The following is a 25,693-nucleotide window of genomic DNA, read 5'->3' as shown; positions in this document are numbered from 1 at the left end:
GGGAGCGCCGTGCCGGACGGAGCGATGCGCGAGACGGACACGGGCCGCACGGCCCACCCGCCGCACGGCCACGACGTCCTCTGCGAGCAGGCGCGGGATTTGTACGCGCGCGCCCTGCGCGACGGCCGCGTCGCAGCCGACGCGCCCCACGCCGACTGTCTGCGCCCCTTCGGCCTGCTGCGCGCGGACCCGGCGGGCGAGCGCGGCTGGCTGCTGCCCGCGGCGCCCGCCGTCGCCCTGCCCCGGCTCCTGGCGGACATCGAGCGGCGCGTGGCCCGGCACCGGGCCCTGGCCGCCCGGCTCGCCACCGCGTTCGAGCCGTTCATCCGCGCGGAGCCGGTGCCGGACCCGGACTCGGCGGCGGCGCACCTCACCGTCCTCAAGGGCGTGCCGCGGATCAGGACGGCCGTGCGCCAAGCCCTCGCCGACGCCCGCGAGGAGCTGCTCACGATCCAGCCGAGCCGCCCCCGGCCGCGGCTCCTGCCCCACGACGAGCCCTGGCGCATCGCCGAGTTCGTCGCGCGCGGCGGGCAGCCGCGCACCCTGGCCAGGGCGCCGCTCGCCTGCGCGCCGCCGCCCCTGACGCACCCGCTGGGGCCCGCCGTCGACGGCGAGGCCCGCACGCTCGACGAACTCCCGCCCTGCCTCATCGTCCTGGACCGGCGCGTGGCGTTCCTGCCGGCGGACGAGCACGGCGAGATCGCCTTCGAGGTGCGCTCGCCCGCCCTCATCTCGTACGTCGCGAGCGCCTTCGACATCCTCTGGCGGCTCGCCCGGCCGCTGTACCGGGAGGACACCCCGCCGCTGCCCGACCAGGCCGTCTCACCGGTGCAGCTGGAGATCGCGCGCCTGCTCACCGAGGGCCTCACCGACACGGACATCGCGGGCCGCACCGGCATGAACGTGCGTACCGTACGCGTCCACATCGCCAAGGTGGCCCAGGCGCTCGGCAGCACCAGCCGCACCCAACTCGGCTTCCTCATCAGCCGGTCGGGGATGCTCGAAGGCCCTTCCCCACGGCGCTTCCCACCCGCCCGGTGAGCGTCGCGGGCGGCGGGGGGCCGCACCGGCCGCACGGGGCCGACGCGCCGTGCGCCGCGGGCGCCGCGCTCTACGGCCGGGCCCTCAGCGAGGGCCGCGTCCGCGCCCGGGAGGCCGAGGACGCGCCCTGCCTCGTCGACTTCGGCCTGCTCCACCCCGACCTCGACGACATGGCGTGGCTGCTGCCCAGCGCGCCCTCGCACGCCCTGCTGCGGCTGCTGCGCGGCATCGAGGAGGACGTGGCGCACGAGCGGCGCCGCGAGGCGGAGCTGACCGCCGCCCTGAAGCCGTTCCTGGCCCTGGCCAGGCAGGCCGCGCCGCGGGCCGCCGCGGCCGCGCCGCCGGACGGTGACGCCGCGCCCCGGCCGCCCGCGATCGCCGTGCTCAGGGGCCTGCCCCGCATCAGCGACGCCATCTGCGAGGCCGTGGCCGCCTGCTCCGACGAGGTCCTGACCGTCCAGCCGGGCGGGTTCCACCGCATCTGGGACCTGGGCCCCGCGCCGCCGCGCGAGCAGCCGCTGCTGTCCCGCGGCTGCCGCATGCGCACCCTGTACCAGCACACGACCCGGCACGCCTTCCCCCTGATCGCCCACTTCGAGCGGTTGGACGGCGACGTGGAGGTCCGCACGCTGAGCGAGGTCACCGCGCAGCTGGTCGTCTTCGACCGCACGGTCGCCTTCCTGCCCGCCGACCGGGACTGCGCCCTGGCCCTGGAGATCCGCGTGCCCGCCCTGGTCGGCTGCCTGGCCACGCTCTTCGACCGCCTGTGGCAGCTGGCGACGCCGCTGTTCCCGCACCCGGCGCCGCAGCCCGCGCGCGGCGGGGTCACCGCCCGCCAGCGCGCCATCGCCGAACTGCTCACCGAGGGCCTCACCGACGCGGACATCGCCGAACGCCTCGGCATGAACGTGCGTACCGTACGCGTCCACATCGCCAAGCTCGCCCAGGTCCTCGGCAGCACGGGCCGCACCCAACTCGGCTATCTCATCGGGCAGTCGGGGCTGCTGAGCCCCGGCGGCCCGGGCGGCCCCGAGCGCACCCGCTGAATCACGAAGGTCCCGAATTGCGGCCACTTGCCCCCGCCTCCGCCCCTTGCACCGCAACAAGTTGACGGTAGCGGAGAGTGGGCACGGCACTGCATCGTGATGAGCGCAGCGGCTCTGTTGTGGTCTCCCCCCGCGGAGTCGCGCTTCCCTAAGGCGCTCCGGCCCGCCTCGTTCCACGGCGGGCCGGGGCAGCCACGCCCCGCGCGGACAGCGGACGCGGCGGGGGCCTAGGCCTCTCCCGCCCACTCCCGCAGCAGCCGCTCGCGCAGCTCCTTGCGGGGCGTGCCGCCCTCGTGCGAGCGCCCCCACTCGGCCATCGCCGACAGCGTGGTCAGCAGCGTGGCGGCGCCCTCCGTGAGGCGGGCGAGCACGGCGCGGGAGAGGTCGTACTCCTTCTGGGAGTAGCCGTACGCCGCCGCCACGTACGCGGTCAACTCGACCTCCACGTCGGCGGTCTCCACGCACACGGTCATCGACGGCGCGTCCTCACCGCCGCCGAGGCCGACCGTGAGCGCCATGTCGACCACCATCCCGACCTGCCGCTTCAGCGACTTCACGGGAACGTCCTCGACGGTCAGCGCCCGTACGTCGTCCCACAGCCACAGGCCGGACTGCGGATGCCCGAGCCCGGCCACCCCCTCGGGTGTGAGCCGGACCCCGGGAGCGAGCCCGGACGGCTTCGAGCCCACGTACACATCGCCCTCGGCGATCCAGAACAGCCCCACCATGGCCATGGAGAATCCAGCTTTCCCGCGGAAGAAATCACGACAGCCTGCCAACTATAGGAGCGCGACGCGCCGTCTACCGTTCCCGTCCGTCCGCTCGCTAGAGTGCGCAGTCCCCCACGGACCAGCAGCTTCTCCCCCCACGCCTGCGCCTCCCGTCACTTCCGAAAGGGACTGCCAGCCGTGTCTCACCCCTCGCGGAGATCCCGTCTCCGCACGTTCGCCGTCCCGTCGGCTGCGGCCGCCGCCGTGCTCGCCGCGGGCCTCGGCCTCGGCGCCGCGCTCGATTCCGGACCCGCCGGTGCCACCGCCGCCCCCGCGTCGGGCTCGGCGCCGAAGGTCCCGGAGAAGCCGCGGGCCGTCTCCGGCACGAACGCCAACACCGTGACCTGGACGGCCTCTTCGGGCGCCAGGAAGTACGACGTGTACCGGGCCGAGGGCGACGGCGCCTTCACGCGCGTCGGCTCGGTGACGGCGCCGAAGTACACCGACGGGCGGGTCGTGCCCGACGTGCCGTACACCTACAAGGTCAAGGCGGTCGGCTCCGCGGGCAAGGCCTCGCCGTACTCCGCGGCCGCGCGGGCGGCCCGGGACACCATCGCGCCGCTGCCGCCCGCGAACCTCGCCGTCGTCCCGTCCGACGACGGGCCCGGCACCGCCCTGGCCTGGCGCGACGGCACCGACGCCGTGGCGTACACGGTCTATCGCTCCACGTCCCCGCAGGGGCCCCTGAAGAAGATCGGCACGTCCACGACCACCTCGTTCCGCGACACCGGGGCCCCGGCCCCGGACCGGCCGTACGTCTACTGGGTGAAGGCGGTCGACGCCGCGGGCAACGCCTCCGAGGCGGCCACCACCAGCCGCCCGCCGGAGCCGACCCGGCCGCCCACGCAGTCGCCGGGGCCGACGCAGCCGCCCACGTCCCCGCCCACGACCCCGGCGCCGTCGCCGACCTTCGGGGACGGCTGAGCCGCCCGCCGCGCTCCGGCACGACGAAGGCCGGGCGGCCCGCGCACGAGTCGTTCGTACGCGGGCCGCCCGGCCTCAAGTGCCGGATTCCGGCGGGCTACTGCTACTGCTCAGGCGACCTCTTGGGCCGCCACACCACGAGCGCGCTCGCCTGCTGCACGTCCTGGTACGGCACCAGGTCGCGGCGGTAGGAGGCGTGGACCTGGGCCTCGCGCTGCTGCATCGCGACCGCCGCGCCCTCGACCGCCGCCGACAGCTCGGCGACCCGGGACTGGAGCGCGGCGACCTGGTTCTCCAGCTCGATGATGCGCTTGATGCCCGCGAGGTTGATGCCCTCCTCCTGGGAGAGCTGCTGCACGGTGCGGAGCAGCTCGATGTCCCGGGCGGAGTACCGCCGGCCCCGGCCCGCGGTGCGGTCGGGCGAGACCAGGCCCAGGCGGTCGTACTGCCGCAGGGTCTGGGGATGGAGACCGGAGAGCTGGGCCGCCACCGAGATGACGTACACCGGGGTCTCGTCCGTCAGTTGATACGGGTTGCGTCGGCGGCCGTCCCGCTCCATGAGGTCACGCTCCCTTCGCGGCCTTGAACAGTTCTGCCCGCGGATCGAGATCCGCAGTCGCCTTGCGGTACCCCTCCAGGGCTTCCTTCGCCGCGGGGGACAGTGTCGTCGGTACGGACACCTCCACCGTGACGAGCAGGTCGCCGGGCGTGCCGTCCTTGCGGGCGGGGCCCTTGCCGCGCACCCGCATGGTGCGGCCGTTCGGCGTGCCGGGGGGCAGCTTCAGGGTGACGGGCACGCCGCCGAGCGTGGGCACCCGCACCTCGCCGCCGAGCGCGGCCTCGGTGAGGGTCACCGGGACCGTCACCGTGAGGTTCTCGCCCCTGCGGCCGAAGACCGGGTGGGCGTCCACGTGCACGACCACGTACAGGTCGCCCGCGGGGCCGCCGCGCTCACCGGGCGCGCCCTTGCCGCGCAGGCGGATCCGCTGGCCGTCGCTGACGCCCGCCGGGATGCGCACCTGCATCGTCCGCGACGACTTCGCGCGGCCGCTGCCGTGGCACACCTCGCAGGGCGTCTCGGCGATCAGGCCGCGGCCCTTGCAGTCCACACAGGGGTCGGTGAGGGAGAACCCGCCACCGCCGCCCCGGGAGACCTGGCCCGTGCCCACACAGGTGGGGCACACGCGCGGCGTGCCGTTCTTGTCGCCGGTGCCCGAGCACGCCTTGCAGGCGGCCTGGGAGGACATGCGCAGCGGAACCGTCGCGCCCTCCACCGCCTCCGTGAAGCTCAGCGTGACCTCGGACTCGACGTCCTGGCCCCGGCGCGGCTGCGTGCGCGTCCCCGTGCCCGCGCCACCGCGGTTGAACAAGCCCCCGAAGACGTCACCGAGGCCGCCGCCGAAGCCGCCGGCACCCGCTCCACCGCCGCCCGGGGCGCCGCCTCCGAAGAGGTCGCCCAGGTCGAAGTTGAACGTGCCGCCGCCCGCTCCGGGGCCTGGCCTGAATCCGCCGTTGCCGAAGAGCGCGCGGGCCTCGTCGTACTCCTTGCGCTTCTTGGGGTCGCCGAGGACGTCGTTCGCCTCGGAGATCTCCTTGAAGCGCTCCTCGGCCTTCGCGTTGCCCTTGTTGGCGTCCGGGTGGTTCTCGCGGGCGAGCTTCCGGTACGCCTTCTTGATCTCGGCTTCGGTGGCGTCCTTGGGGACGCCGAGGACCTTGTAGTAGTCCTTCTCGATGAAGTCCTTGGTGCTCATCCCCGACGTCCCTCCTTCCTCGTCGTCAGGTCGACGCCGACGCCGACCGCGGCGCCGGGTCCGCGACCATGATGGTCGCGGAGGGCCCGGCCGCGGTCGACGTCGCCGTCCGTGTCAACGTCAGCCCTTGTCCGGGCCACCGTTTTCCTTGCTCTCGGCCTGGTCGGCCTTGTCGGCGCTCTTGCCCGTGTCCTCGGCCTCGGCCTGCTCCGCGGCGTCCGGCCGCACGGGCTCGTCGCCCTCGCCGCCGGTCTCGTCCGCCGATTCCGGCTTCACCGTCTGCGCGCCGGGCTGGGGCTCCGCCACCGCCACGCGGGCGGGACGGATGACGCGCTCGCCGATGCGATACCCCGGCTGGAGGATCGCGACGCACGTCGTCTCCGTGACGTCCGGTGCGTAGCTGTGCATCAGGGCCTCGTGGATCGTCGGGTCGAAGGGCTCGCCCTCCTTGCCGAACTGCTGGAGGCCCATCTTGGCGACGACGGTCTCGAGCGATTCGGCCACCGACTTGAAGCCGCCGACCAGCTCGCCGTGGTCCCGCGCGCGGCCGACGTCGTCGAGGGTCGGGAGCAGCTCGGTCAGGAGGTTCGCCGAGGCGATCTCCTTCACCGTCACCTTGTCCCGCTCCACCCGGCGGCGGTAGTTCTGGTACTCGGCCTGGAGCCGCTGGAGGTCCGCGGTGCGCTCGCCGAGCGCCGAGCGGGCCTGGTCCAGCTGGGCCGTCAGTCCTGCTTCTCGCATTGCGTCCCCGGCCGGGGCCGCCGGGCCCTCCTCGGTGGAGGGCTCGGCGGCCTGCGGCGCCGCTTCGTCAGGGGTGGCGCCGGAGGGGACGTCGGGCCGCTCGGCGTCACCGAAGCCCGGGGTCTCCTCCGTCATCAGGCAGCGCCGCCCTTCGCGTCACCGGGCTTCTCGTCGTCGACGATCTCGGCGTCGACGACGTCGTCCTCCTTGGACATGTTCGGCGCGTCGGCGCCGGGGGCGGCACCTTCGGCACCGGCCGCGGCACCCGCAGCCTGGGCGTCGGCGTACATGGCCTGGCCCAGCTTCTGGGAGACGGCGGCGACCTTCTCCGTGGCGGTGCGGATCTCGGCGGTGTCCTCGCCCTTGAGCTTCTCCTTCAGCTCGGCGACGGCCGTCTCGACCTCGGTCTTGACGTCACCGGGGACCTTGTCCTCGTTGTCCTTGAGGAACTTCTCCGTCTGGTAGACGAGCTGCTCGCCCTGGTTGCGCGACTCGGCGGCCTCACGCCGTGCGTGGTCCTCGTCCGCGTACTTCTCGGCCTCTTCGCGCATGCGGTTGACCTCGTCCTTCGGCAGCGAGGAGCCACCGGTGACGGTCATCTTCTGCTCCTTGCCCGTGCCGAGGTCCTTCGCGGTCACGTGCATGATGCCGTTGGCGTCGATGTCGAAGGCGACCTCGACCTGCGGCACGCCGCGCGGGGCCGGCGGCAGACCGGTCAGCTCGAACATCCCGAGCTTCTTGTTGTACGCCGCGATCTCGCGCTCGCCCTGGTAGACCTGGATCTGCACGGACGGCTGGTTGTCCTCGGCCGTCGTGAAGATCTCGGAGCGCTTCGTCGGGATCGTGGTGTTGCGCTCGATCAGCTTGGTCATGATGCCGCCCTTGGTCTCGATGCCAAGCGACAGCGGGGTGACGTCGAGGAGCAGGACGTCCTTGACCTCGCCCTTGAGGACACCGGCCTGGAGGGCGGCGCCGATGGCGACGACCTCGTCCGGGTTCACGCCCTTGTTGGCCTCGTTGCCACCGGTCAGCTCCTTGACGAGCTCGGCGACGGCGGGCATGCGGGTCGAGCCGCCGACGAGGACCACGTGGTCGATCTCGGAGAGGGCGATGCCCGCGTCCTTGATGACGTTGTGGAACGGCGTCTTGCAGCGCTCCAGGAGGTCGGACGTCAGCTGCTGGAACTGGGCGCGCGTGAGCTTCTCGTCCAGGTGCAGCGGGCCCTCGGCGGAGGCCGTGATGTACGGCAGGTTGATCGTCGTCTCGGTGGAGGACGACAGCTCGATCTTCGCCTTCTCGGCGGCCTCGCGCAGGCGCTGGAGCGCCATCTTGTCCTTGGACAGGTCGACGCCGTGGCCGTTGGCGAACTGCTTCACCAGGTAGTCGACGACGCGCTGGTCCCAGTCGTCACCACCGAGGTGGTTGTCGCCGTTGGTGGCCTTCACCTCGACGACGCCGTCGCCGATCTCGAGCAGCGAGACGTCGAAGGTGCCGCCACCGAGGTCGAAGACGAGAATGGTCTGGTCGTCCTTGTCGAGGCCGTAGGCCAGGGCGGCGGCAGTCGGCTCGTTGACAATGCGCAGGACGTTCAGACCCGCGATCTCACCGGCCTCCTTCGTCGCCTGGCGCTCGGAGTCGTTGAAGTACGCGGGCACGGTGATGACCGCGTCCGTGACCTTCTCGCCCAGGTACGCCTCGGCGTCGCGCTTCAGCTTCTGCAGGATGAAGGCGCTGATCTGCTGCGGGTTGAAGTTCTTCTCGTCGATGTCGACCTTCCAGTCCGTGCCCATGTGGCGCTTCACGGAGCGGATGGTCCTGTCGACGTTGGTGACAGCCTGGCGCTTGGCGACCTCGCCGACCAGTACTTCACCGTTCTTGGCGAAGGCGACGACGGACGGCGTGGTCCTGGCGCCTTCGGCGTTGGTGATGACGGTGGGCTCGCCGCCTTCGAGAACGCTGACGACGGAGTTAGTCGTGCCCAGGTCGATGCCGACCGCACGTGCCATTTCGATGCCTCCAGATGAACTACTTGAGTGGATCTGGCTCAAGGATGCCCCACGGGTTGCCCCGAGTCAACAGAGCTGAGTCGATGGGACTCAACTCTTATCCACTCCTTACGCGCAACCTGGTGTTCACGGGGAGAGACGGCGAGCGGCCCCGCACGGTTGAGCCGCCGCACCCCGGACCCAGGAAGGCGAGCCTGAGCGACGCAGATCACCGCCTGCCCGGCTGCGAGGCCGCACAGTATGTGGGTAGTCTCAGACGGACTGCATAAGTTACTGCTTAGTAATAGACGCCTCGCAGGCCTGAGGAGCCCCGAAATGCAACTCGCCGCGATCATCGTGTCGCTGGTCCTAATCGCGGTCGGCGTCGCGCTGTTCGGCCGTGCCATCCTGCAGATCTACCAGTTCGTGCGGCTCGGCCAGGCCGTGCCCGCCGGCACCCGGACCGACGCGCCCGCCGAGCGCACCCTGACCGTGGCCAAGGAGTTCCTCGGCCACACCCGGATGAACCAGTGGGGCATCGTCGGCGTCGCGCACTGGTTCGTGGCGGTGGGCTTCTTCTCCCTGCTGCTGACGATCGTGAACGCCATCGGCCAGCTCTTCCAGGCCGACTGGATGCTGCCGGTCATCGGTGACTGGGCGCCGTACAACGTCTTCGTCGAGTTCCTCGGCACCATGACCGTGCTCGGCATCCTGACGCTGATCGTCATCCGGCAGCTGAACCGGCCCGGCGGCGCGGGCCGCAAGTCCCGCTTCGCGGGCTCCAACACGGGCCAGGCGTACTTCGTCGAGGGCGTCATCCTCGTCGTGGGTGTCTGCATCTTCACGCTGCACGCCCTGGAGGGCGCCCAGCACCACGTGGACGGCTACGAGGCCTCGTTCTTCATCTCGTACCCGTTCGTCTCGTGGTTCTCGGGCATGGACGTCTCCACGCTCCAGAACCTCACGTACTTCTTCGCCGGGCTGAAGATCGCGACCTCCTTCATCTGGATGATCACGGTCGCCCTGAAGACCGACATGGGCGTCGCCTGGCACCGCTTCCTGGCCTTCCCCAACATCTGGTTCAAGCGGAAGGCCGACGGCTCCACCGCGCTCGGCGCGCTGCTTCCGATGACGAGCGGCGGCAAGGAGATCGACTGGGAGGACCCGGACGAGGACACCGTCTTCGGCGTCAGCCAGGTCGAGCAGTTCTCCTGGAAGGGCATCCTCGACTTCTCCACCTGCACCGAGTGCGGCCGCTGCCAGTCGCAGTGCCCCGCCTGGAACACCGGCAAGCCCCTCTCGCCGAAGCTCCTGATCATGTCGCTGCGCGACCACGCGCACGCCAAGGCCCCGTACCTGCTCGCCGGTGGCGGCAAGACCATGGAGGGCGAGGAGAAGGCGTCGGCCGAGCAGCTCGCCGACGTCCCCGCCGCCGCCCTCGCGGAGGCCGAGCGCCCCCTGGTCGGCACCGTCGAAGAGGGCGGCGTCATCGACCCCGACGTCCTGTGGTCCTGCACCACCTGCGGCGCCTGCGTCGAGCAGTGCCCGGTCGACATCGAGCACATCGACCACATCGTCGACATGCGCCGCTACCAGGTGATGATCGAGTCCGCGTTCCCGTCCGAGGCGGGCACGATGCTCAAGAACCTGGAGAAGAAGGGCAACCCCTGGGGCCTGGCCAAGAAGCAGCGCCTGGAGTGGACCAAGGAGGTCGACTTCGAGGTCCCGGTCGTCGGCAAGGACATCGACGACCTCACCGAAGTGGACTACCTGTACTGGGTCGGCTGCGCGGGCGCCCTGGAGGACCGGGCCAAGAAGACCACGAAGGCCTTCGCGGAGCTCCTGCACATCGCGGGCGTCAAGTTCGCGATCATGGGCGGCGACGAGAAGTGCACCGGTGACTCGGCACGGCGTCTCGGCAACGAGCCGCTGTTCCAGCAGCTGGGCGCGGAGAACGTGGCCTCCCTGAACATGGCGTTCGGTGAGGACGACGAGGACGAGTCGACGAAGAAGCCCAAGTCGGCGAAGAAGATCGTCTCCACCTGCCCGCACTGCTTCAACACCATCGCGAACGAGTACCCGCAGCTCGGCGGCGACTACGAGGTCATCCACCACACCCAGCTGCTCCAGCACCTCATCGACGAGGGCAGGCTGATCCCGGTCACCCCGGTCGAGGGTCTGATCACGTACCACGACCCGTGCTACCTGGGCCGTCACAACAAGGTCTACACGCCCCCGCGCGAGATCATGGACAAGGTCCCGGGCCTGCGCCAGCAGGAGATGCACCGCCACAAGGAGCGCGGCTTCTGCTGCGGCGCCGGCGGCGCGCGGATGTGGATGGAGGAGCGGATCGGCAAGCGCATCAACACGGAGCGCGTGGACGAGGCCCTCAGCCTCAACCCGGACATCGTGTCGACGGCCTGCCCGTTCTGCCTGGTCATGCTCACGGACTCCGTGAACGGCAAGAAGAACGACGGCGCGGCCAAGGAGTCGCTCCAGGTCGTGGACGTCGCGCAGCTCCTGCTCGACTCGGTGAAGACCCCGGCCGACAACCCGCCCCCGGCGGGCGAGGCCGAGGCGGAGAGCGAGCCGGAGCCCGAGCCGGTGAAGTGAGCCGGTGCCCTCGCCGGTGAGGTGAGCCGCACAAGACGGTCGTAACGGGCCGGTTCCGCCCTGGCGGGACCGGCCCGTTGTCGTTCGTGTAAACCTGTGGTGCTCATGACGACTGTGCCGACCGCACCGGCTGAGGAGTGGGTGGACTTGAGGAGATCCGGTATCCGGCTGCTGGCCGCCGTCGTCGGCGGCGCCCTGCTCCTCGCGGGCTGCGGCGGCGACGGCGAGTCCCCCGCCCGCCCCACAGCCGAAGGGCTCGCGGCCAGGGGCGCGCCCGCGAAGGCCGTCCCCCACGGCAAGGGCAGCGAGGTGCCGGACGACTTCAACGGCGACGGCGCCCGTGACCTCGTCCTCGACGACCTGGCCCACCAGGGGCACGGCGACGACCCCGGCATCGGCATCGTCTACGGCGGCCGCGCCGGGCTCGTCCCCGACACCCGGCACCTCCTGACCGCGCGCGCCGACGGCGCCCGTACGAAGGGCGAACTCCCCGCCGCCTTCGAGTCGGAGGCGGCGTGCGACCTGGACGGGGACGGGTTCACCGACCTGGTGGTGTCCACGGATCCGCCGTACGACGGCCAGGGGCAGCCGCCGGTGCCGCTCCAGCTCCTCTTCGGCTCCCCGAAGGGGCTGACCGGCACGGCCGTCAAGCTCCAGGTGCCCGCGCGGGCGCGGCTCGGCAACGACTGGCCGGACCAGCCGGTGTGCGGCGACTTCGACGGGGACGGCGCCCAGGACCTCGTGCTGCACGCGAGCGGCGCCCATCTGAGCTTCCTGCGCGGCCCCTTCACCCACCGGGGCGAGCCGCGCGCGGCCGCCGCACCCCTCGCCGCGCCCGGCAACGAGCTGGTGACGGGCGGCCCCGCGGTGGACGTGAACCGCGACGGCTACGACGACCTGGTGGTCCGCGAGGAGGCGGGCGCCTCCCGGGGCGGCCTGGTCCTCGGCGGGCCCGAGGGGCCGCGCCGCACCGGGGCGCTGCTCCCCGCGGGCACGGACACGGCCTTCGGCACCTTCCGCGGCGGGCGGGCCGTGGACGCGGCGCTCCCCGGGCCGCGCGGCATCGCCCTGCGCTACGACGTACCGGGCACCGCGCGGGCATCCCTCGCGGTGCGCGCCGCGACCGTGCGGACGGGCGACCTCGACGGCGACGGCCGCAGCGAACTCGTCGTGACCGGCGGCGGCAGCGGCGAGGTGTGGATCTACCGGGGCCGCGCCGCGGGCCTCGCGGCCAACGCCACGGCGACGCTCGTCCCCGCGGGCGGGAGCGGCCCGGTGCAGGTCCTGAAGGTGGCCGACTTCGACGGCGACCGGCGCGCGGACGTGGTCGTACGGACGTCCACCGGCCGGGGCACGGACCGCGTGCGGGTCTACCGGGGCGTGCGGAACGGGGACCTGGTGGAGCGGAAGCCGGGGCTCACCTTCTCCACGACCATGTTCGCGAGCCGCTAGAGCGAGCCGAGAGGCCCGCCCAAGCCCCGGGCCGCAAGGTCCGGTTCACTTCACAGTCGTCCTCGCACAACCATTCGTACAGCCCGCCGGTCACATCCCCGGAAGCACCACTTCATCCACGGGGAGCGTACGTGCGCGCAAGGAACCTGGCCCTCACGGCGACCGCGGTCGCCCTCGCCGCGGGCGGCGTCACGCTGCCGCTGGCCGGGACGGCCACGGCCGCCGGGACCGGCACGGTCCGCAAGGACGACTTCAACGGCGACGGCTACCGCGACCTGGCGATCGGTACGCCGGGGGCCAACTCCGTGACCGTGACGTACGGTTCGGCGGCGGGAGTCGGCACCTCCCGGGCCACGACCGTCACGCAGAACACGGCTGGGGTGCCCGGAGTCACCGAGCAGGGCGACGAGTTCGGCGAGAGCGTCACCAGCGGCGATCTGAACAGCGACGGCTACGCGGACCTGGTCGTCGGCGCCCCCGGCGAGAAGACGGCGGGCAAGCCCGAGGGCACGGTCACGGTCGTCTGGGGCGGCAAGGACGGCTTCAAGAAGGGCGGCAAGACGCTCACCGCGCCCGCCGACAGCGAGCGCCGCTTCGGCGAGGCCGCCGTCTTCGTCGACATCGACGGCGACGAGGTCGCGAACCTGGCCGTGATCAGCGGCGACTCCTGGTGGTTCTACCCCGACGGCGTCCCGGAGGACGGCCGCGCCATCGGCCTGGAGACCGACTTCCTGCCCCAGGGCGTCCGCCTGGACAACATGACCGCGGGCCACTTCACCTCCAAGGACGGCTATACGTACGTCCTCACGGGTGAGCGAGCCGACGGCGGCGCCTACACCGCGTACATGAAGGGCGGCGCGGGCGACTACGGCTACTGGTCCGGCGTGCTGGCCGAAGGCAACGCCCCGAGTGCCTCGCGCGACCCGCTCGCCGTGGGCGACGTCAACGGCGACGGCTACGACGACCTGGTCACCGGCAACCCGCGCGTGGGCAGGGGCGGTGCGATCAGCGTCCGCTACGGCGCCGACGCGAAGCTCGGCGCGCCCGTGACGTACACGCAGGACAGCGCGGGCGTGCCCGGGACCGGCGAGACCGACGACGCGTTCGGCTGGTCGGTGGCCGCGGGCGACGTGACCGGCGACGGCCGCGCGGACATCGCCGTCGGCGTGCCCGGCGAGACGTCCGGCGAAACGGCCCCGCGGGGCGCGGGCGCCGTCGTCGTGCTCAAGGGCGGCGCGCACGGCCCGCACGACGGCCGCGTCTGGCACCAGGACACGCCCAAGGTGCCGGGCGTCGGCGAGAAGGGCGACGTGTTCGGCTCGACGGTCCGCCTGAAGGACGTCAACAAGGACGGCAAGGCGGACCTCGCGGTCGGCGCGGGCGGCGAGGACATCGGCTCGGGCCGGTCCGAGCGGCGGGACGCGGGCGCCGTGTGGGTCCTGCGCGGCTCGTCGGCGGGCATCACGGCCGCGAGCGCGACGTCGTTCAACGGCTCCGACTTCGGCGTGCGGCTGCCCCCGGGCGCGGGCGGCGTCGGCAAGGCCTTCGGCGAATCGCTTCGCTGACCTTCATCCCCCTTCCCTCTCAGCTCAGTTGGAGACACCTTGCGCAAGAAGCACCTTTCGGCCGTGATGCTGTGCACGGCCACCGTGATCGGATTCGCCGGTCTCTCCGCGACGGCCGCCCAGGCCGCGCCGCGACCGGACGCGAAGGCCGACTTCAACGGCGACGGCTACGCGGACCTCGCGGTCGGCGTCCCCGGCGCGACCGTCGGCGGCAAGGCCAAAGCGGGTTACGTGAACGTGGTCTGGGGCGGCCGGAGCGGCCTCGGCAAGCACGGCTCGTCGACCGTCAGCCAGGACACGGCAGGGGTCCCCGGCCACGCCGAGAAGGGCGACGGCTTCGGTCGGACGGTGGTGCCCGCCGACATGAACGGCGACGGCATCACGGACATCGTCGTCGGCACCCCCGACGAGGACAGCGGCACGATGCTGAGCGCGGGCACCGTCACCGTCCTGTGGGGCTCGAAGTCCGGCATCAAGGGCGGCTTCACGGCGGTCAACGGCGCGTACTCCGACAGCCGCCTCGGCGACCTGCTCACCACCGGCGACTACGACGGTGACAAGGACCAGGACATCGTGCTCAGCCGCAAGGGCGAGGAGACCGGCGGTGTCGCCCTGCGGCCCGGCCCCTTCAAGGCGGGCTCGCCCTCGGACCTGAAGCCCATCGCGAGCTGGCACTTCAACCGCCCGGTCGCGGTGACGTCCGCCGACTTCGACGCGGACGGCCGCGACGACCTCGCGGTGTCGTACGGCGACGGCGAGATCACCGGCACCGACGTGCTCTCCCACCCGGAGACGGGCACACGCCCGTGGAAGGAGAAGTGGGGGATAGCCGAGTACAGCAACTCCCTCGCGGCGGGCGACTTCGACGGCGACGGCACGGTGGACCTCGCGCTGGGCAACATCAGGCCGAGCAGCGAGAGCGAGGGCGACAACTTCTGCCCGGACACGTTCGGCGGCTCGATCGCCCTGGCGTACGGCAAGTCCGGCACGACGCTCGGCGGCCCGCGGTCCTGCACGAACCAGAACTCGCCCGGCGTCGGCGGTGAGGACGAGACCGGCGACGGCTTCGGTACACGCCTCGCCGTCGGCAACCTCGACCGGGACGGCGTCGACGAGCTGATCGCCGGTTCGGAGTACGAGACGGTGGGCACCGCGAAGAACGCGGGCAGCTACTGGACGCTGGCCTCCGCGGGCACCGGCAAGCCCTTGGTGGGCCCCTCCCGCAGCCAGAACTCGGCGGGCGTGCCCGGCACGGCCGAGGCGGGCGACCGCTTCGGCGCGGCCGTCGCCACGGGTGACTTCAACGGCGACGGCTACCCCGACACGGCGATCGGCGCGCCCGGCGAGGACTCCGCGAAGGGCGGCGTCTGGTACGCCCGGACCCCGAAGGACGGCCCCAACCCGGCGCAGGTCTCCCTCACTCCGGGCACGCTCGGCCTCTCGGGAGCCCACAAGTACGGCTCGGTCCTGGGCCGCTAGGACCGACGCCCGCACCCGACGGCCGGGGCCACGCGCACACCGCGCGGCCCCGGTCCCGGGCGGGGGCGGGGGCCACATGCGAAAAGGCCGATGGCCCTCTCACTGACTCAGTGAGAGGGCCATCGACTTCGTGGAGCGCCCGGCAGGCCTTGCACCTACATTTCCCATCGGATGATGGGCGTCTTTCCTTGGACCACAGACGCGCGACTTCGGTGTTGTGCGCCGAAGTTGTGCCTTGATCTTACACAGCTTTCGTGGCCCGGGTCCAACTCGGCGCCCTGGGGCGGACCCCCGCGCCGACGCCTCCGCCGCACGGGGGAGGCGAACATCGCGCGGCGGCCCGATTCCGGCTGACCGATGGTCAACAACAGTGGTGTCCATGGCGATCAGCGAAACGAATCCGGTGCGTACGTCCCCCGGCTCCGGTACGACCGAACGGCCCGTCCCCCTCTGGGCGGAGCGGGTCGCCCGGCTGCTCCCCCTCGTGGCCCTGCCCGTGTGCCTGTGGCGGCTGCCCATCGGCTTCGGCCACCAGATGGGCATGGACGTGGCACCCGAGACGTGGCCCCGCTGGCAGCTCGTGGCCTACGTCCTGACGCTCAGCCTGCTGACCGAGGCGTTCGCCCTGCTGTGCCGGGGCCTGGTGCGGCCGTGGGGCGAGACCGTCCCCCACTGGGTGCCGAAGGTCGGCGGGAAGCGGATCCCGCCCTTCCTGGTGATCGTGCCCGCGGCCCTGAGCGGCCTGCTGCTCACGGCGCTCCTCGTCGACTGGGCGCTCTGCACGTTCCACATCGGGGGCTTCTCGGACGTCCCGTACACGAACCCGGGGTGGCAGCTGCTCGCCTCGGTCGTCAGCGGCCTGTTCGCGCTGTGGGGCCCGATGGTGCTCGCGCTGACGTACGCGTACTGGCGGAGGCACCAACTCCCCATCACAGCAAGGTAACTTCACTCCCGTCACACACAACCCTCACACCCCGTCAGCGGTCTCTCCTAGGTCAAGGTCCAGGCCAACGCATCCGCAAACGCGTGGCCGGGCTTCGGCAAACACCTCATCAGACCCGCAGGAGAGATCACCGCATGGCTCAGCGCAAGCGCACCGCCTCCCGCGACACCCGCCCCCACAGACCCGGCCGCCGCCTCCGCCTGGCCGCCGCCACGACGACCGTGGCGCTCACCGGCGGGCTCCTCGTGAGCGCCGTACCCACGGTCGCGGCGGCGCCCCGCGCCGCACTCCCGGCCCACGACGCCGACTTCGACGGCGACGGCTACGCGGACGTGGCCGCCGCCGCCCCCTACACCTACGTGAACGGCAAGGAGGCGGCGGGCGCCGTCGTCGTCGCGTACGGAAAGGCGAGCGGCGTCGACCGCTCCGTGAAGTACACGCAGAACAGCCCGGGCGTCCCCGGCTCCGCCGAGAGGCGGGACGCGTTCGGCACCGATCTGGCGTACGGGGACTTCGACGACGACGGCTACGACGACCTGGTCGTGGGCGTCTCGGGCGAGGACGTCGGCCGCGACAAGGACGGCGGCAGCGTCCAGATCCTGTGGGGTTCGGCGAACGGCCTCAGGGGCGGCACGGCCCTGAAGGACCCGCGCCCCGCGAAGCACGACTACTTCGGCGCGTTCCTTGAGGCCGGGGACTTCAACGGCGACGGCAAGGACGACATCGCCCTGGGCACGACGGTGGCGGTCGTCGACATCTACCGGGGCGGCTTCACCCGCGGCGGCAGGACCGGCGGGCACTACACCGTCACCCCCCGCATCCACGGCAACGGCGAGGACGGCGTGCAGAACCTGCACTCCGGGGACGCCAACGGCGACGGCAAGGACGACCTGATCGTCAACGGCTACGAGAACGACACCCGGCGCGGCTACAACGCCAACTGGTGGCTCCCCGGCTCCCGTTCCGGCCTGAAGGTCTCGGCCGCGCAGAAGCTGCCCGCCGGTGTCATCACGGACCTGGGCGACACCGACAAGGACGGCTACGACGACGTCGTCATCGGCAACCACTGGGACAGCGGCATCACGGGCGCGGCCAAGGGCGGCGCGGTGCACGTCGTGCGCGGCGGGGCCCGCGGCCCGGCGAACGGCGACCGCGACAAGATCACCCAGAACACCTCCGGCGTCCCCGGCAGCGGCGAGAAGGGCGACGGCTTCGGCAACGAGCTGGATCTCGGCGACGTCAACGGCGACGGCAACCTGGACCTGATCGTCGGCGCCCCCGGCGAGACCGTCGACGGCATCGAGGACGCGGGCGCGGTGACCGTCCTGTACGGCCGCGCGAACGGCTCCGGCATCAGCGGGCGCGGCGCGAAGCTCCTCACCCAGAACACGCCGGGCGTGCCGAACACCGACGAGAAGCACGACTTCCTCGGTACGGACGTGCACGCCGACGACCTGAACGGCGACGGCCGCGCGGACGTGGTCCTGGGCGCCCACGGCGAGAACGGCGGCAACGGCGCGGTCTACCCCCTGCTCTCCACCGCCGGCGGCTCCTTCAAGGGCACCTCGGGCATCTACCCCGGCACGGCGGGCCTCCCGGCCACGGGCAACCCCCGCCTGGGCTCGAACTTCGCCGACTGACACCAGCACTCCCCCGCCCCCAGCCGGGCCCGACACCCCGGGCCCGGCCCTCCCCTAGGAGCCCCCGTGCGCCTGCGCACCGCAACCCTGCTCACCACCGCCCTCACCGCCGCGACCCTCACCCCTCTCACCCTGCCCACCACGGCGACGGCCGCCCCCGCCACGTACGCGGACGACTTCAACGGGGACGGCTACCGGGACTACGCAGGGCAACAGTCGCTCGACGGCAACAAGGGCGGGTCCGTCCAGGTCACCTTCGGCACGGCGGAAGGACCCGGCAGCCGGTTCCAGATCGTCGACCAGGACAGTCCTGGCGTCCCCGGCAGCGACGAGCGGGGGGACTCCTGGGCCGAGGGCACCCGCGTCGCCGCGGACTTCGACCGCGACGGATACGGCGACCTCGCCGTGTCCGCCGTCAACGAGAAGGTCGGCCGCCAACGGGGCCAGGGCGCGGTGACCGTGCTGTGGGGCTCGCCGACCGGCCTGAAGGGCGGCACGGCCGTCCCCAACAAGGCCCCCGGCGCGCAGAAGGCCTTCGGGGACGGCCTCGCCACCGGTGACTTCGACGGCGACGGCAAGCCGGACCTCGCCGCGACCAACGGCGGCTCGGTGTACGTCTACAAGGGCGGCATCTCACGCACAGGAGTGGGCAGTTCCGCACAGCGCCTCGCCAAGCGCGGCCTCACCCCCACCGACCTGATCGCGGGCAAGGTCACCAAGGACCGCGCGACGGACCTGGTTGTCGTGGGCCCGGTGGTACGGGACTGGCAGGAGACAGGTGACGCCTGGTTCGTCAAGGGCGGCAGAACCCTCAAGCCCGGTGCCACGCTGCGCCTCGGCGCGTACGCGGACAGCGCGAACGGCGTGATCGCCGACTTCGACAGGAACGGGTACGGCGACCTCGCCATCGGCAACTACGCGGACTCCAAGTACAAGGGCGCGGTGACCGTCTGGCGCGGCGGCAGGACCGGCCCCGGCGCGACGGCCCGGATCACGCAGGGCACCCCCGGCGTCGCGGGCACCCCGGAGAAGGGCGACCGCTTCGGCGGCTCCCTCTCGGCGGGCGACACCAACGGCGACGGCTACCCGGACCTGGCCGTCGGCGCGGAGAGCGAGACCGTCGACGGCACGCGGCGCGCGGGTGGTGTCCATGTCCTGCGCGGCGGCGCGTCCGGCCTGAAGGGCACGGGGTCGAAGTGGTTCGCCCGCAACAGCGCCGGGATCCCCGGTTCCCCCGGCGAGGCGGACCGCTTCGGCAGCACGGTGCGCCTGCGGGACACCGACCGCGACGGCTACGCGGACCTGTACGTGCACGGCGAGTTCGACCCGGTCCGTCTGCCCGGCTCCGCGTCCGGGATCAAGAACAGTGGGGTGTCCCGCGTGGAGTACGGGATCGTCGAGGGCTTCCTCCAGTAGCTCCCGTTCGCGTACTGGGTCCGCCACCACAACCCTCGCCCAACCTCGTGTGTCACACAGGTGAAGACCAAGCGTCACCCACAGAGTTGGAGCACCCGTGCGCACACGCACCCTCGCCCTGGCCGCCGCCACGGCGCTCGCGGCGACCGGCCTCACCCTGCCGCTCGCCGCGGGCGCGAGCGCCGCGCCCGCCGGCGCCACCCCGCCCACCAAGGCCGACTTCAACGGCGACGGCTACGAGGACCTCGCCGTCGGCGTCCCGGGCGCGGGTGTCGGGGGCAAGGCCAAGGCCGGTTACGTGAGCGTGGTCTGGGGCGGGCCCGAAGGGCTGCGGCCCAAGGGCGCCGTACGGATCAGCCAGGCCACCGCGAACGTGCCGGGCACCCCGGAGGCGGGCGACCGCTTCGGCGCGTCCGTGGCCGTCGCGGACTTCGACGGCGACGGCCTCACCGACCTCGCGGTCGGCGCCCCGGGCGAGGACGTCGACGGCAAGGCGGACGCGGGCAACGCGACCGTCGTGTACGGCACGAAGACCGGCTTCGGCAAGGCCAACAGCGCGGGCCGCGGCGCCAAGGCCAAGGACAGCTACGGCAACGCCCTGGCCGCCGCCGACTTCAACGGCGACAAGCGGTTCGACCTGGCCATCGGCGGCACCGACAAGGTCGTCGTCAACTACGACCCGCGCGCCGCGAAGACCGAGCCGGGCATGGGCGACCGCATGGGCGGCCGCGCCCCCGTCCTGTCCACGGGCGACTTCGACGACGACGGCCTCGCCGACCTGGCCGTGGCGTACTACACCAAGCAGCAGCCGTACACCCAGTCCCACGTCCAGCTCTACCGCTACGACAAGCAGGAGAAGCGCCTCCTGCTGTCCTGGTCCAACAGCAACGGCGCCACCTCCGCCTTCGCCACCGGCGACTTCAACGGCGACGGCCTCGACGACCTCGCCCTCGGCAACTGCCGCGAGATCGCCGACGAGAACATCGACGACCCGTGCGGCCCCGAGGAGCTGACCAAGGGCGGCGGCGTCCACATCCGCTACGGCAACCCCAACGGCTCCTTCGGCTCGCGGACCCAGACCCTCAACCAGGACACCCCGGGCGTCCCGGGCGTGGCCGAGAAAGGCGACGGCTTCGGCGAGGCCGTCACCGCCCGCGACATCGACAACGACGGCTTCACCGACCTGATCATCGGCGCCCCCGGCGAGGCCATCGGCAGCAAGAAGGGCGCGGGCAGCGTCACGGTCCTCCACGGCGCCAAGAAGGGCATCCTCGACGCCGACGACGAGCTCGGCGACGGCGAGGCCGACGGCTACGCCTTCCAGCAGGACACGAACCAGATCCCCGGCACCGCCGAGACCGGCGACCGCTTCGGCGCCGCCCTCGTCACCGGCGACTACGACAACGACGGCAAGCCGGAGCTCGCCACCGCCGCCCCCGGCGAGGACGCCTCCGCCGGCGGCGTCTGGGTCTCGCCGGACGTCCTGCCGCCGGGCACCACCACCGTCACCCCCAAGTCCCTGAACCTGCCCGTGTCTTCGACGGCACTGACGTACGGCGCCGTCCTCGGCCACTAGTCCGACGCGCCACCCGAGCCACCCGCGCCGCACCAGGTCACCGGCGCCACGGGGACCCTGAGGACAACCCCTCCGGGTCCCCCTAGGGGTTGTTACAGGTCAGCCGCAAACGGGCTCTCCTCCACAACAGGGGCGCGACCGCCCCGCCGGACCAGGTACGTTCGATTCCGTGGCTGGATTCAGGATCGGACGCGGCGGCCGGGACAACCGCGCACAGCAATCGGGACGCCCCCAAGGACACCAGGGGCCGGGACAGAGCCCGCAGCAGGGCCCCGGGCAGGCCCCGTACGGACAGCGGCCCCCGCAGCAAGGCGGCGGCCAGGCGCCGTACGGCTACCCGCCCGCGCCCTCGCACGGACACCCGGCCCCACCCCAGTACGGCGGCCGGCCCGCCTACGGCGGCGGCCAGGGCCCCGGCCCCGGCCAGTACGGCGGCGGCCAGCACCACGGCGGCGCCCAGCAGTGGCCCCAGCCCCCCGGCGGCAGGGACGAGCCCGAGTACTTCGGCGGCCAGGGCGGTCACGGGGGACACGGCGGCGGCCACGGCGGCGCCCCCGACCCGTACGCCGCCAACAACCCCGGCAACACCCAGGCCTTCTCCCTCGGCGAGGACCCCTACAACGACGGGGACACCTACCGCGCGGGCCAGGCCCCCGCCGGACCCATCGGCCCCAAGCTGCCCTGGAAGGACCTGCTGCGCGGCATCGTGCTGCGCCCGGGCCCGACCTTCCTCCAGATGCGCGACTACGCGATGTGGGCCCCGGCCGTCATCGTCACGTTCCTCTACGGACTGCTCGCCGTCTTCGGCTTCGACGAGGCCCGCGAGGACGTCCTCAACGCCACGCTGTCCACGGCGGTCCCGTACGTCCTCACCACCGGCGTCGCGATCTCCCTGAGCGCGCTCATCCTCGGCGTCGTCACGCACAGCCTCGCCCGCCAGTTCGGCGGCGACGGCGCCTGGCAGCCGACCGTCGGCCTGTCCATGCTGATCATGGCGCTCACGGACGCGCCGCGCGTCATCGTCGCCCTGTTCCTCGGCGGCGGCAACGGCTTCGTCCAGCTGCTCGGCTGGGCCACCTGGCTCGCGGCGGGCGCGCTGCTCACCCTGATGGTGACCAAGTCGCACGAGCTGCACTGGACCCGCGCCCTCGGGGCCAGCGCCATCCAGCTGCTCGCGATCCTGTCGATCATCAAGCTCGGCACGTTCTGACGCCGCCGCGCACGGCGCGCGTCACCAAGGGCCCCGGCGGGCACGACCGCCGGGGCCCTTGCCCGTACGCGCCTCCGTCACGTACCTTGCAATGCAATGTTCCAGGCAAAGCAAGGAACTGGAGGGGGGCGAGGGGCATGGCGGACCCGCTGACGAAGGCCGCGAGCCAGCTGCGCAAGGGCGTACTGGAGTACTGCGTCCTGGCCCTGATGCGCGACGGCCCGCGCTACGGCGTCGAGCTGGTAGAGGAGCTGTCCGCCGTCGCCGTGATGACGACGAGCCAGGGCACGATCTACCCGCTCCTGTCCCGGCTGCGCCGCGACCGCCTGGTGGACACGGAGCTGCGCGAGTCCCCCAGCGGCCCGCCCCGCCGCTACTACACGCTCACGCCCGAGGGCCGCACGGCCCTCGCGGACTTCACGGCGAGCTGGCCCCTCTTCCGGGACGCCGTCGACCACTTCCTGGCGCCGGCGCCCCGCCCTTCGCACGACACGGAGAACCCCCATGACGGCACTTGACCACGCCCTCGTCCGCGCCTATCTGACGGAGGTCGAGCGCGCGACGACGGCCCTGCCCGCCGCCCGCCGCGAGGAACTCCTCGCCGACCTGCGCGAGCACATCGAGGTCAGCCTCGCCGAGGCGGACACCCGGGACGACGCGACGGTGCGCGGGATCCTGGACCAGCTGGGCAGCCCGGCGGCGATCGCGGCCTCGGCCCTCGCGGAGGCCCCCGCCATGCCCGAAGCCCCCGAGCCGGACCGGCTCCGCACCCGCCTCACGATCCTCGTACTGGCGGCCTCCGGGCCCCTGATGCTGATCGCCGGACCGCTCGCGATGCTGGCCGCGATCGCGGCGGGCGTCTACCTCCTGTCCAACTCCACCCGCTGGACCGCGCGCCAGAAGCTCAAGGGCGCCGCGCTGACGCTCTCGCTCCCGGCCCTGCTCCTGGTCGGCCTCGTCGCGGGAGCGGACCGCATCGGCCCGACGGAACTGCTGCTGCTCCTGCTCCTGAACGTGGTGCTGCCGCTGCTCGGCGCGCGCCTGCTGTGGCGCACGCGGCGGCCCGCCGGCCCCGTACCGGCGCGGGCATGACGAAGCCGCGGCGCCCCCGCCCGGGTGGGGCAGGGGCGCCGCGGCCTTCGCGCGTACGGGTCGGGCTGCCGGTCAGGCGTCGAGAACCTGCCCGTGCCGCTGCACGACGGGCGGCTCGACGCTCCACGGGAAGTTGATCCACTCATCCGTACGCTTCCACACGTACTCGCACTTCACGAGCGAGTGGGACTTCTCATAGATGACGGCGGAGCGCACCTCGGCCACGTGGTCGAGGCAGAAGTCGTGCACGAGCTTCAGCGTCTTGCCGGTGTCGGCGACGTCGTCGGCGATGAGCACCTTCTTGTCGGTGAAGTCGATCGCGTTGGGCACCGGCGCCAGCATGACGGGCATTTCCAGCGTCGTCCCCACTCCCGTGTAGAACTCCACGTTCACCAGGTGGATGTTCTTGCAGTCGAGGGCGTACGCGAGGCCACCGGCGACGAAGACGCCCCCGCGGGCGATGCTCAGCACGACGTCGGGCTCGTACCCGTCGTCGGCGATCGTCTGGGCCAGCTCACGGATGGCGCCGCCGAACTTCTCGTACGTAAGGTTCTCGCGCACGTCGCTCATGGGGGATGTCACACCTGGGTCCGATGGAAGTTGAGGAAGGAACGGGAGGCCGTGGGCCCGCGCTGTCCCTGGTAGCGCGACCCGTACCGCTCGGACCCGTACGGGGCCTCGGCGGACGAGGTCAGCCGGAACAGGCACAGCTGCCCGATCTTCATCCCCGGCCAGAGCTTGATCGGCAGCGTGGCGAGGTTCGAGAGCTCCAGGGTCACGTGCCCCGAGAACCCGGGGTCGATGAACCCGGCGGTGGAGTGCGTGACGAGCCCGAGCCGGCCGAGGCTCGACTTGCCCTCCAGCCTGCTGGCGAGGTCGTCGGGCAGCGTGATGACCTCGTACGTCGACGCGAGCACGAACTCCCCCGGGTGGAGGATGAACGGCTCGTCCCCCTCGGGCTCCACGAGCCGGGTCAGATCCGCCTGCTCCACGGACGGATCGATGTGCGGGTACCGGTGGTTCTCGAACACCCGGAAGTACCGGTCGAGGCGCACGTCGATGCTCGACGGCTGCACCATGGATTCGTCGTAGGGATCGATCCGTACCCGCCCGGAGTCGATCTCGGCCCGGATGTCCTTGTCTGAGAGAAGCACGCACCGAGGATACGCAGAGCGCGCGGGAAGGCCGCAATTTGCGCAATGCGCCACCCGCGCGCTCTGTCGCCGTACTGGCGGTAGCGGTGGTAGGCGGGTACCGGCCACGGGCCCGTGCCGACCGACCAGGCCGCACCACCCGCTCCCGCCCCTCGCTCCTACCGCTTCTCGAACTCCACCGGCACCGCATGGCGGAGCCGCGCACACCGCGGACAGCGGATGAGGCGTCCCGGCCCGAGCCGGTCGGCCTGCTGCATCGGGAACGAAGCGGTGCTGAACACGTGCCCTTCGGCACAGCGGACGACGGTGCGCTCCATCAAGTCGACGAGTCCCTTCCCCAAAGCCGTAACTGGCGGACGACGAAAGCCACATTACGGGATGAAAGGGACGCCACTCCAGGCGGCACTCCGACCCCTCGGGAGCCCCTCACGACCCCCACACACGTCCCCCGGAATCAACCACGGGGAAGCCTCGGCGCGGCCCCCACCGTACGCCCCAACTCCCTTCGCCCGCAGTCACACCGGGCCCACGCAGCGCAGCCAGGCCCTGGGCGGCACGGCGCCCGGGGCCTGGGATGGGGTACAGTGTGCGACAGTACGAAACCGGTTCAACCGGTGTACCGCGCGGGTGTAGTTTAATGGTAGAACATCAGCTTCCCAAGCTGAGAGCGCGAGTTCGATTCTCGTCACCCGCTCTTCTGAAACCCCAGGTCAGTGGCCTGGGGTTTGTTGTTTTCCGGGGCGTCGGTGCGCCGGTCCGGTCAGCGGTGTTCCGGGTACGCGGAGCCGTCGTGCAGATACTCGGGACACCCGGTGGCGAGCGCCCGTATCGCGGCTTCGAGGCGCGTGCCGAGGCGCGGTCGCAGGAGCTCCTGGGCGTCGCTGACGGTGGCGAAGGCGGTGTCGGACAGTTCCTCGTCGTGCGGGCGGAGTGCGGACGCCCGGTCACGGGGCAGGACGCCGCCGTCGAAGACGAAGCACAGCTGGTCGTCCCACGGGCCGTGGGGCGGGACCCAGTCCACCACCAGAAGCCGGAGCGGGGCGACGTGCAGGCCCAGTTCTTCCCGCAGCTCCCGTAGAGCCGCCTGGTGCGGGGGCTCGTTGGCCTCGGCCATTCCGCCCGGCAGGTCCCAGCCCGGCTTGTACGTGGGCTTGACCAGCAGCACCCGGCCGTCGGCGTCCCGGATCAGCACGTCCGCCGCGACGCGCTTGCGCGGCTGGGTGGCGTTCCCCTCGGCGAGATACGCGTTCCAGGCCACTGGGTCGGCGGGAGAGGGAGGCTTCATCTCAGGTCCT

23 protein-coding genes and 1 tRNA gene are annotated in these 25,693 nt (G+C 72.2%); 15 read left to right on the top strand and 9 right to left on the bottom strand.

What is annotated here, in order from left to right; all coding sequences use genetic code 11:
* Window positions 1-9: 9 nt before the first annotated feature.
* Window positions 10-1,041 carry a helix-turn-helix transcriptional regulator gene (locus CP982_RS22685; RefSeq protein WP_229878959.1) on the top strand — a complete coding sequence of 344 codons (1,032 nt, stop codon included), beginning with the start codon at window positions 10-12 and terminating at the stop codon, window positions 1,039-1,041.
* The gene (locus tag CP982_RS22680) at window positions 1,038-2,087 is read left to right on the top strand and encodes a helix-turn-helix transcriptional regulator (RefSeq protein ID WP_150512204.1); all 1,050 of its coding nucleotides are present in this window, start codon (window positions 1,038-1,040) and stop codon (window positions 2,085-2,087) included. Before CP982_RS22685 ends, CP982_RS22680 begins: the two co-directional genes overlap by 4 nt.
* A 227-nt stretch (window positions 2,088-2,314) precedes the next feature.
* Here CP982_RS22680 and CP982_RS22675 read toward each other — a convergent pair whose 3' ends face one another.
* The gene (locus tag CP982_RS22675) at window positions 2,315-2,821 is read right to left on the bottom strand and encodes a hypothetical protein (protein ID WP_150512203.1); all 507 of its coding nucleotides are present in this window, start codon (window positions 2,819-2,821) and stop codon (window positions 2,315-2,317) included.
* A gap of 174 nt (window positions 2,822-2,995) precedes the next feature.
* Here CP982_RS22675 and CP982_RS22665 point away from each other — a divergent pair, with 174 nt between their 5' ends.
* Window positions 2,996-3,781 carry a fibronectin type III domain-containing protein gene (locus tag CP982_RS22665; RefSeq protein ID WP_170316474.1) on the top strand — a complete coding sequence of 262 codons (786 nt, stop codon included), beginning with the start codon at window positions 2,996-2,998 and terminating at the stop codon, window positions 3,779-3,781.
* Between the two features lie 103 nt (window positions 3,782-3,884).
* Here the strand turns inward: CP982_RS22665 and CP982_RS22660 are convergent, their stop codons facing one another.
* From CP982_RS22660 to dnaK, 4 genes are all read right to left on the bottom strand, one after another.
* Window positions 3,885-4,340 carry a heat shock protein transcriptional repressor HspR gene (locus CP982_RS22660; protein ID WP_144320071.1) on the bottom strand — a complete coding sequence of 152 codons (456 nt, stop codon included), beginning with the start codon at window positions 4,338-4,340 and terminating at the stop codon, window positions 3,885-3,887.
* Window positions 4,341-4,344: 4 nt separating this feature from the next.
* Window positions 4,345-5,532, bottom strand: coding sequence for a molecular chaperone DnaJ (dnaJ, locus tag CP982_RS22655; protein ID WP_150512200.1), 1,188 nt, complete (start codon window positions 5,530-5,532; stop codon window positions 4,345-4,347).
* A 120-nt stretch (window positions 5,533-5,652) separates the two neighbouring features.
* Entirely contained in the window at window positions 5,653-6,408 is a 756-nt protein-coding gene (grpE, locus tag CP982_RS22650; protein ID WP_150512199.1) for a nucleotide exchange factor GrpE, read from the bottom strand.
* Entirely contained in the window at window positions 6,408-8,279 is a 1,872-nt protein-coding gene (gene dnaK / locus CP982_RS22645; RefSeq protein WP_150512198.1) for a molecular chaperone DnaK, read from the bottom strand. Before dnaK ends, grpE begins: the two co-directional genes overlap by 1 nt.
* A 315-nt stretch (window positions 8,280-8,594) precedes the next feature.
* On the opposite strand from dnaK, the gene CP982_RS22640 reads away from it, so the two are divergent.
* The 11 genes from CP982_RS22640 (at window position 8,595) to CP982_RS22590 (ending at window position 23,244) form a co-directional block, all read left to right on the top strand.
* The gene (locus CP982_RS22640; protein ID WP_150512197.1) at window positions 8,595-10,871 is read left to right on the top strand and encodes a (Fe-S)-binding protein; all 2,277 of its coding nucleotides are present in this window, start codon (window positions 8,595-8,597) and stop codon (window positions 10,869-10,871) included.
* 147 nt (window positions 10,872-11,018) lie between these two features.
* Window positions 11,019-12,323, top strand: a complete 1,305-nt coding sequence (locus CP982_RS22635) for an FG-GAP repeat domain-containing protein (protein WP_229878958.1) — start codon at window positions 11,019-11,021, stop codon at window positions 12,321-12,323.
* A 131-nt stretch (window positions 12,324-12,454) separates the two neighbouring features.
* The gene (locus CP982_RS22630) at window positions 12,455-13,888 is read left to right on the top strand and encodes an FG-GAP-like repeat-containing protein (RefSeq protein ID WP_150512195.1); all 1,434 of its coding nucleotides are present in this window, start codon (window positions 12,455-12,457) and stop codon (window positions 13,886-13,888) included.
* A 39-nt stretch (window positions 13,889-13,927) separates the two neighbouring features.
* Window positions 13,928-15,367, top strand: a complete 1,440-nt coding sequence (locus CP982_RS22625; protein ID WP_150512194.1) for an FG-GAP-like repeat-containing protein — start codon at window positions 13,928-13,930, stop codon at window positions 15,365-15,367.
* A 379-nt stretch (window positions 15,368-15,746) separates the two neighbouring features.
* Entirely contained in the window at window positions 15,747-16,310 is a 564-nt protein-coding gene (locus CP982_RS22620) for a hypothetical protein (RefSeq protein WP_150512193.1), read from the top strand.
* 134 nt (window positions 16,311-16,444) lie between these two features.
* Window positions 16,445-17,950 carry an FG-GAP repeat protein gene (locus CP982_RS22615; protein ID WP_150512192.1) on the top strand — a complete coding sequence of 502 codons (1,506 nt, stop codon included), beginning with the start codon at window positions 16,445-16,447 and terminating at the stop codon, window positions 17,948-17,950.
* Between the two features lie 66 nt (window positions 17,951-18,016).
* Window positions 18,017-19,366, top strand: coding sequence for an FG-GAP and VCBS repeat-containing protein (locus CP982_RS22610; RefSeq protein WP_150512190.1), 1,350 nt, complete (start codon window positions 18,017-18,019; stop codon window positions 19,364-19,366).
* A 97-nt stretch (window positions 19,367-19,463) separates the two neighbouring features.
* Entirely contained in the window at window positions 19,464-20,942 is a 1,479-nt protein-coding gene (locus CP982_RS22605; protein WP_150512189.1) for an FG-GAP-like repeat-containing protein, read from the top strand.
* Between the two features lie 169 nt (window positions 20,943-21,111).
* Window positions 21,112-22,152, top strand: coding sequence for a YIP1 family protein (locus tag CP982_RS22600; protein WP_150512188.1), 1,041 nt, complete (start codon window positions 21,112-21,114; stop codon window positions 22,150-22,152).
* Between the two features lie 137 nt (window positions 22,153-22,289).
* Window positions 22,290-22,670 carry a PadR family transcriptional regulator gene (locus CP982_RS22595; RefSeq protein ID WP_150512186.1) on the top strand — a complete coding sequence of 127 codons (381 nt, stop codon included), beginning with the start codon at window positions 22,290-22,292 and terminating at the stop codon, window positions 22,668-22,670.
* On the top strand, window positions 22,657-23,244 hold the full coding sequence (locus CP982_RS22590) for an HAAS signaling domain-containing protein (RefSeq protein WP_150512185.1): 588 nt from the start codon (window positions 22,657-22,659) through the stop codon (window positions 23,242-23,244). Before CP982_RS22595 ends, CP982_RS22590 begins: the two co-directional genes overlap by 14 nt.
* Window positions 23,245-23,316: 72 nt before the next feature.
* Here the strand turns inward: CP982_RS22590 and CP982_RS22585 are convergent, their stop codons facing one another.
* From CP982_RS22585 to CP982_RS41825, 3 genes are all read right to left on the bottom strand, one after another.
* Window positions 23,317-23,814 carry a phosphoribosyltransferase gene (locus CP982_RS22585; RefSeq protein WP_144320056.1) on the bottom strand — a complete coding sequence of 166 codons (498 nt, stop codon included), beginning with the start codon at window positions 23,812-23,814 and terminating at the stop codon, window positions 23,317-23,319.
* Window positions 23,815-23,822: 8 nt separating this feature from the next.
* Window positions 23,823-24,398 carry a dCTP deaminase gene (gene dcd / locus CP982_RS22580; RefSeq protein ID WP_150512184.1) on the bottom strand — a complete coding sequence of 192 codons (576 nt, stop codon included), beginning with the start codon at window positions 24,396-24,398 and terminating at the stop codon, window positions 23,823-23,825.
* Between the two features lie 158 nt (window positions 24,399-24,556).
* On the bottom strand, window positions 24,557-24,715 hold the full coding sequence (locus CP982_RS41825) for a hypothetical protein (protein WP_170316473.1): 159 nt from the start codon (window positions 24,713-24,715) through the stop codon (window positions 24,557-24,559).
* A 306-nt stretch (window positions 24,716-25,021) separates the two neighbouring features.
* Between CP982_RS41825 and CP982_RS22575 the strand changes: the two genes are divergently transcribed.
* Window positions 25,022-25,092, top strand: a tRNA-Gly gene (locus tag CP982_RS22575).
* A 66-nt stretch (window positions 25,093-25,158) separates the two neighbouring features.
* Here CP982_RS22575 and CP982_RS22570 read toward each other — a convergent pair.
* A complete protein-coding gene (locus CP982_RS22570; protein ID WP_150512183.1) occupies window positions 25,159-25,683 on the bottom strand; it encodes an NUDIX domain-containing protein in 525 nt (174 codons plus the stop codon).
* Window positions 25,684-25,693 lie beyond the last annotated feature (10 nt).

This window comes from Streptomyces spectabilis (assembly GCF_008704795.1).
GTDB lineage: Bacteria > Actinomycetota > Actinomycetes > Streptomycetales > Streptomycetaceae > Streptomyces > Streptomyces spectabilis.
Note: the sequence above shows the minus strand (reverse complement) of the source record. Positions and strands in the feature narration are given on the sequence as shown.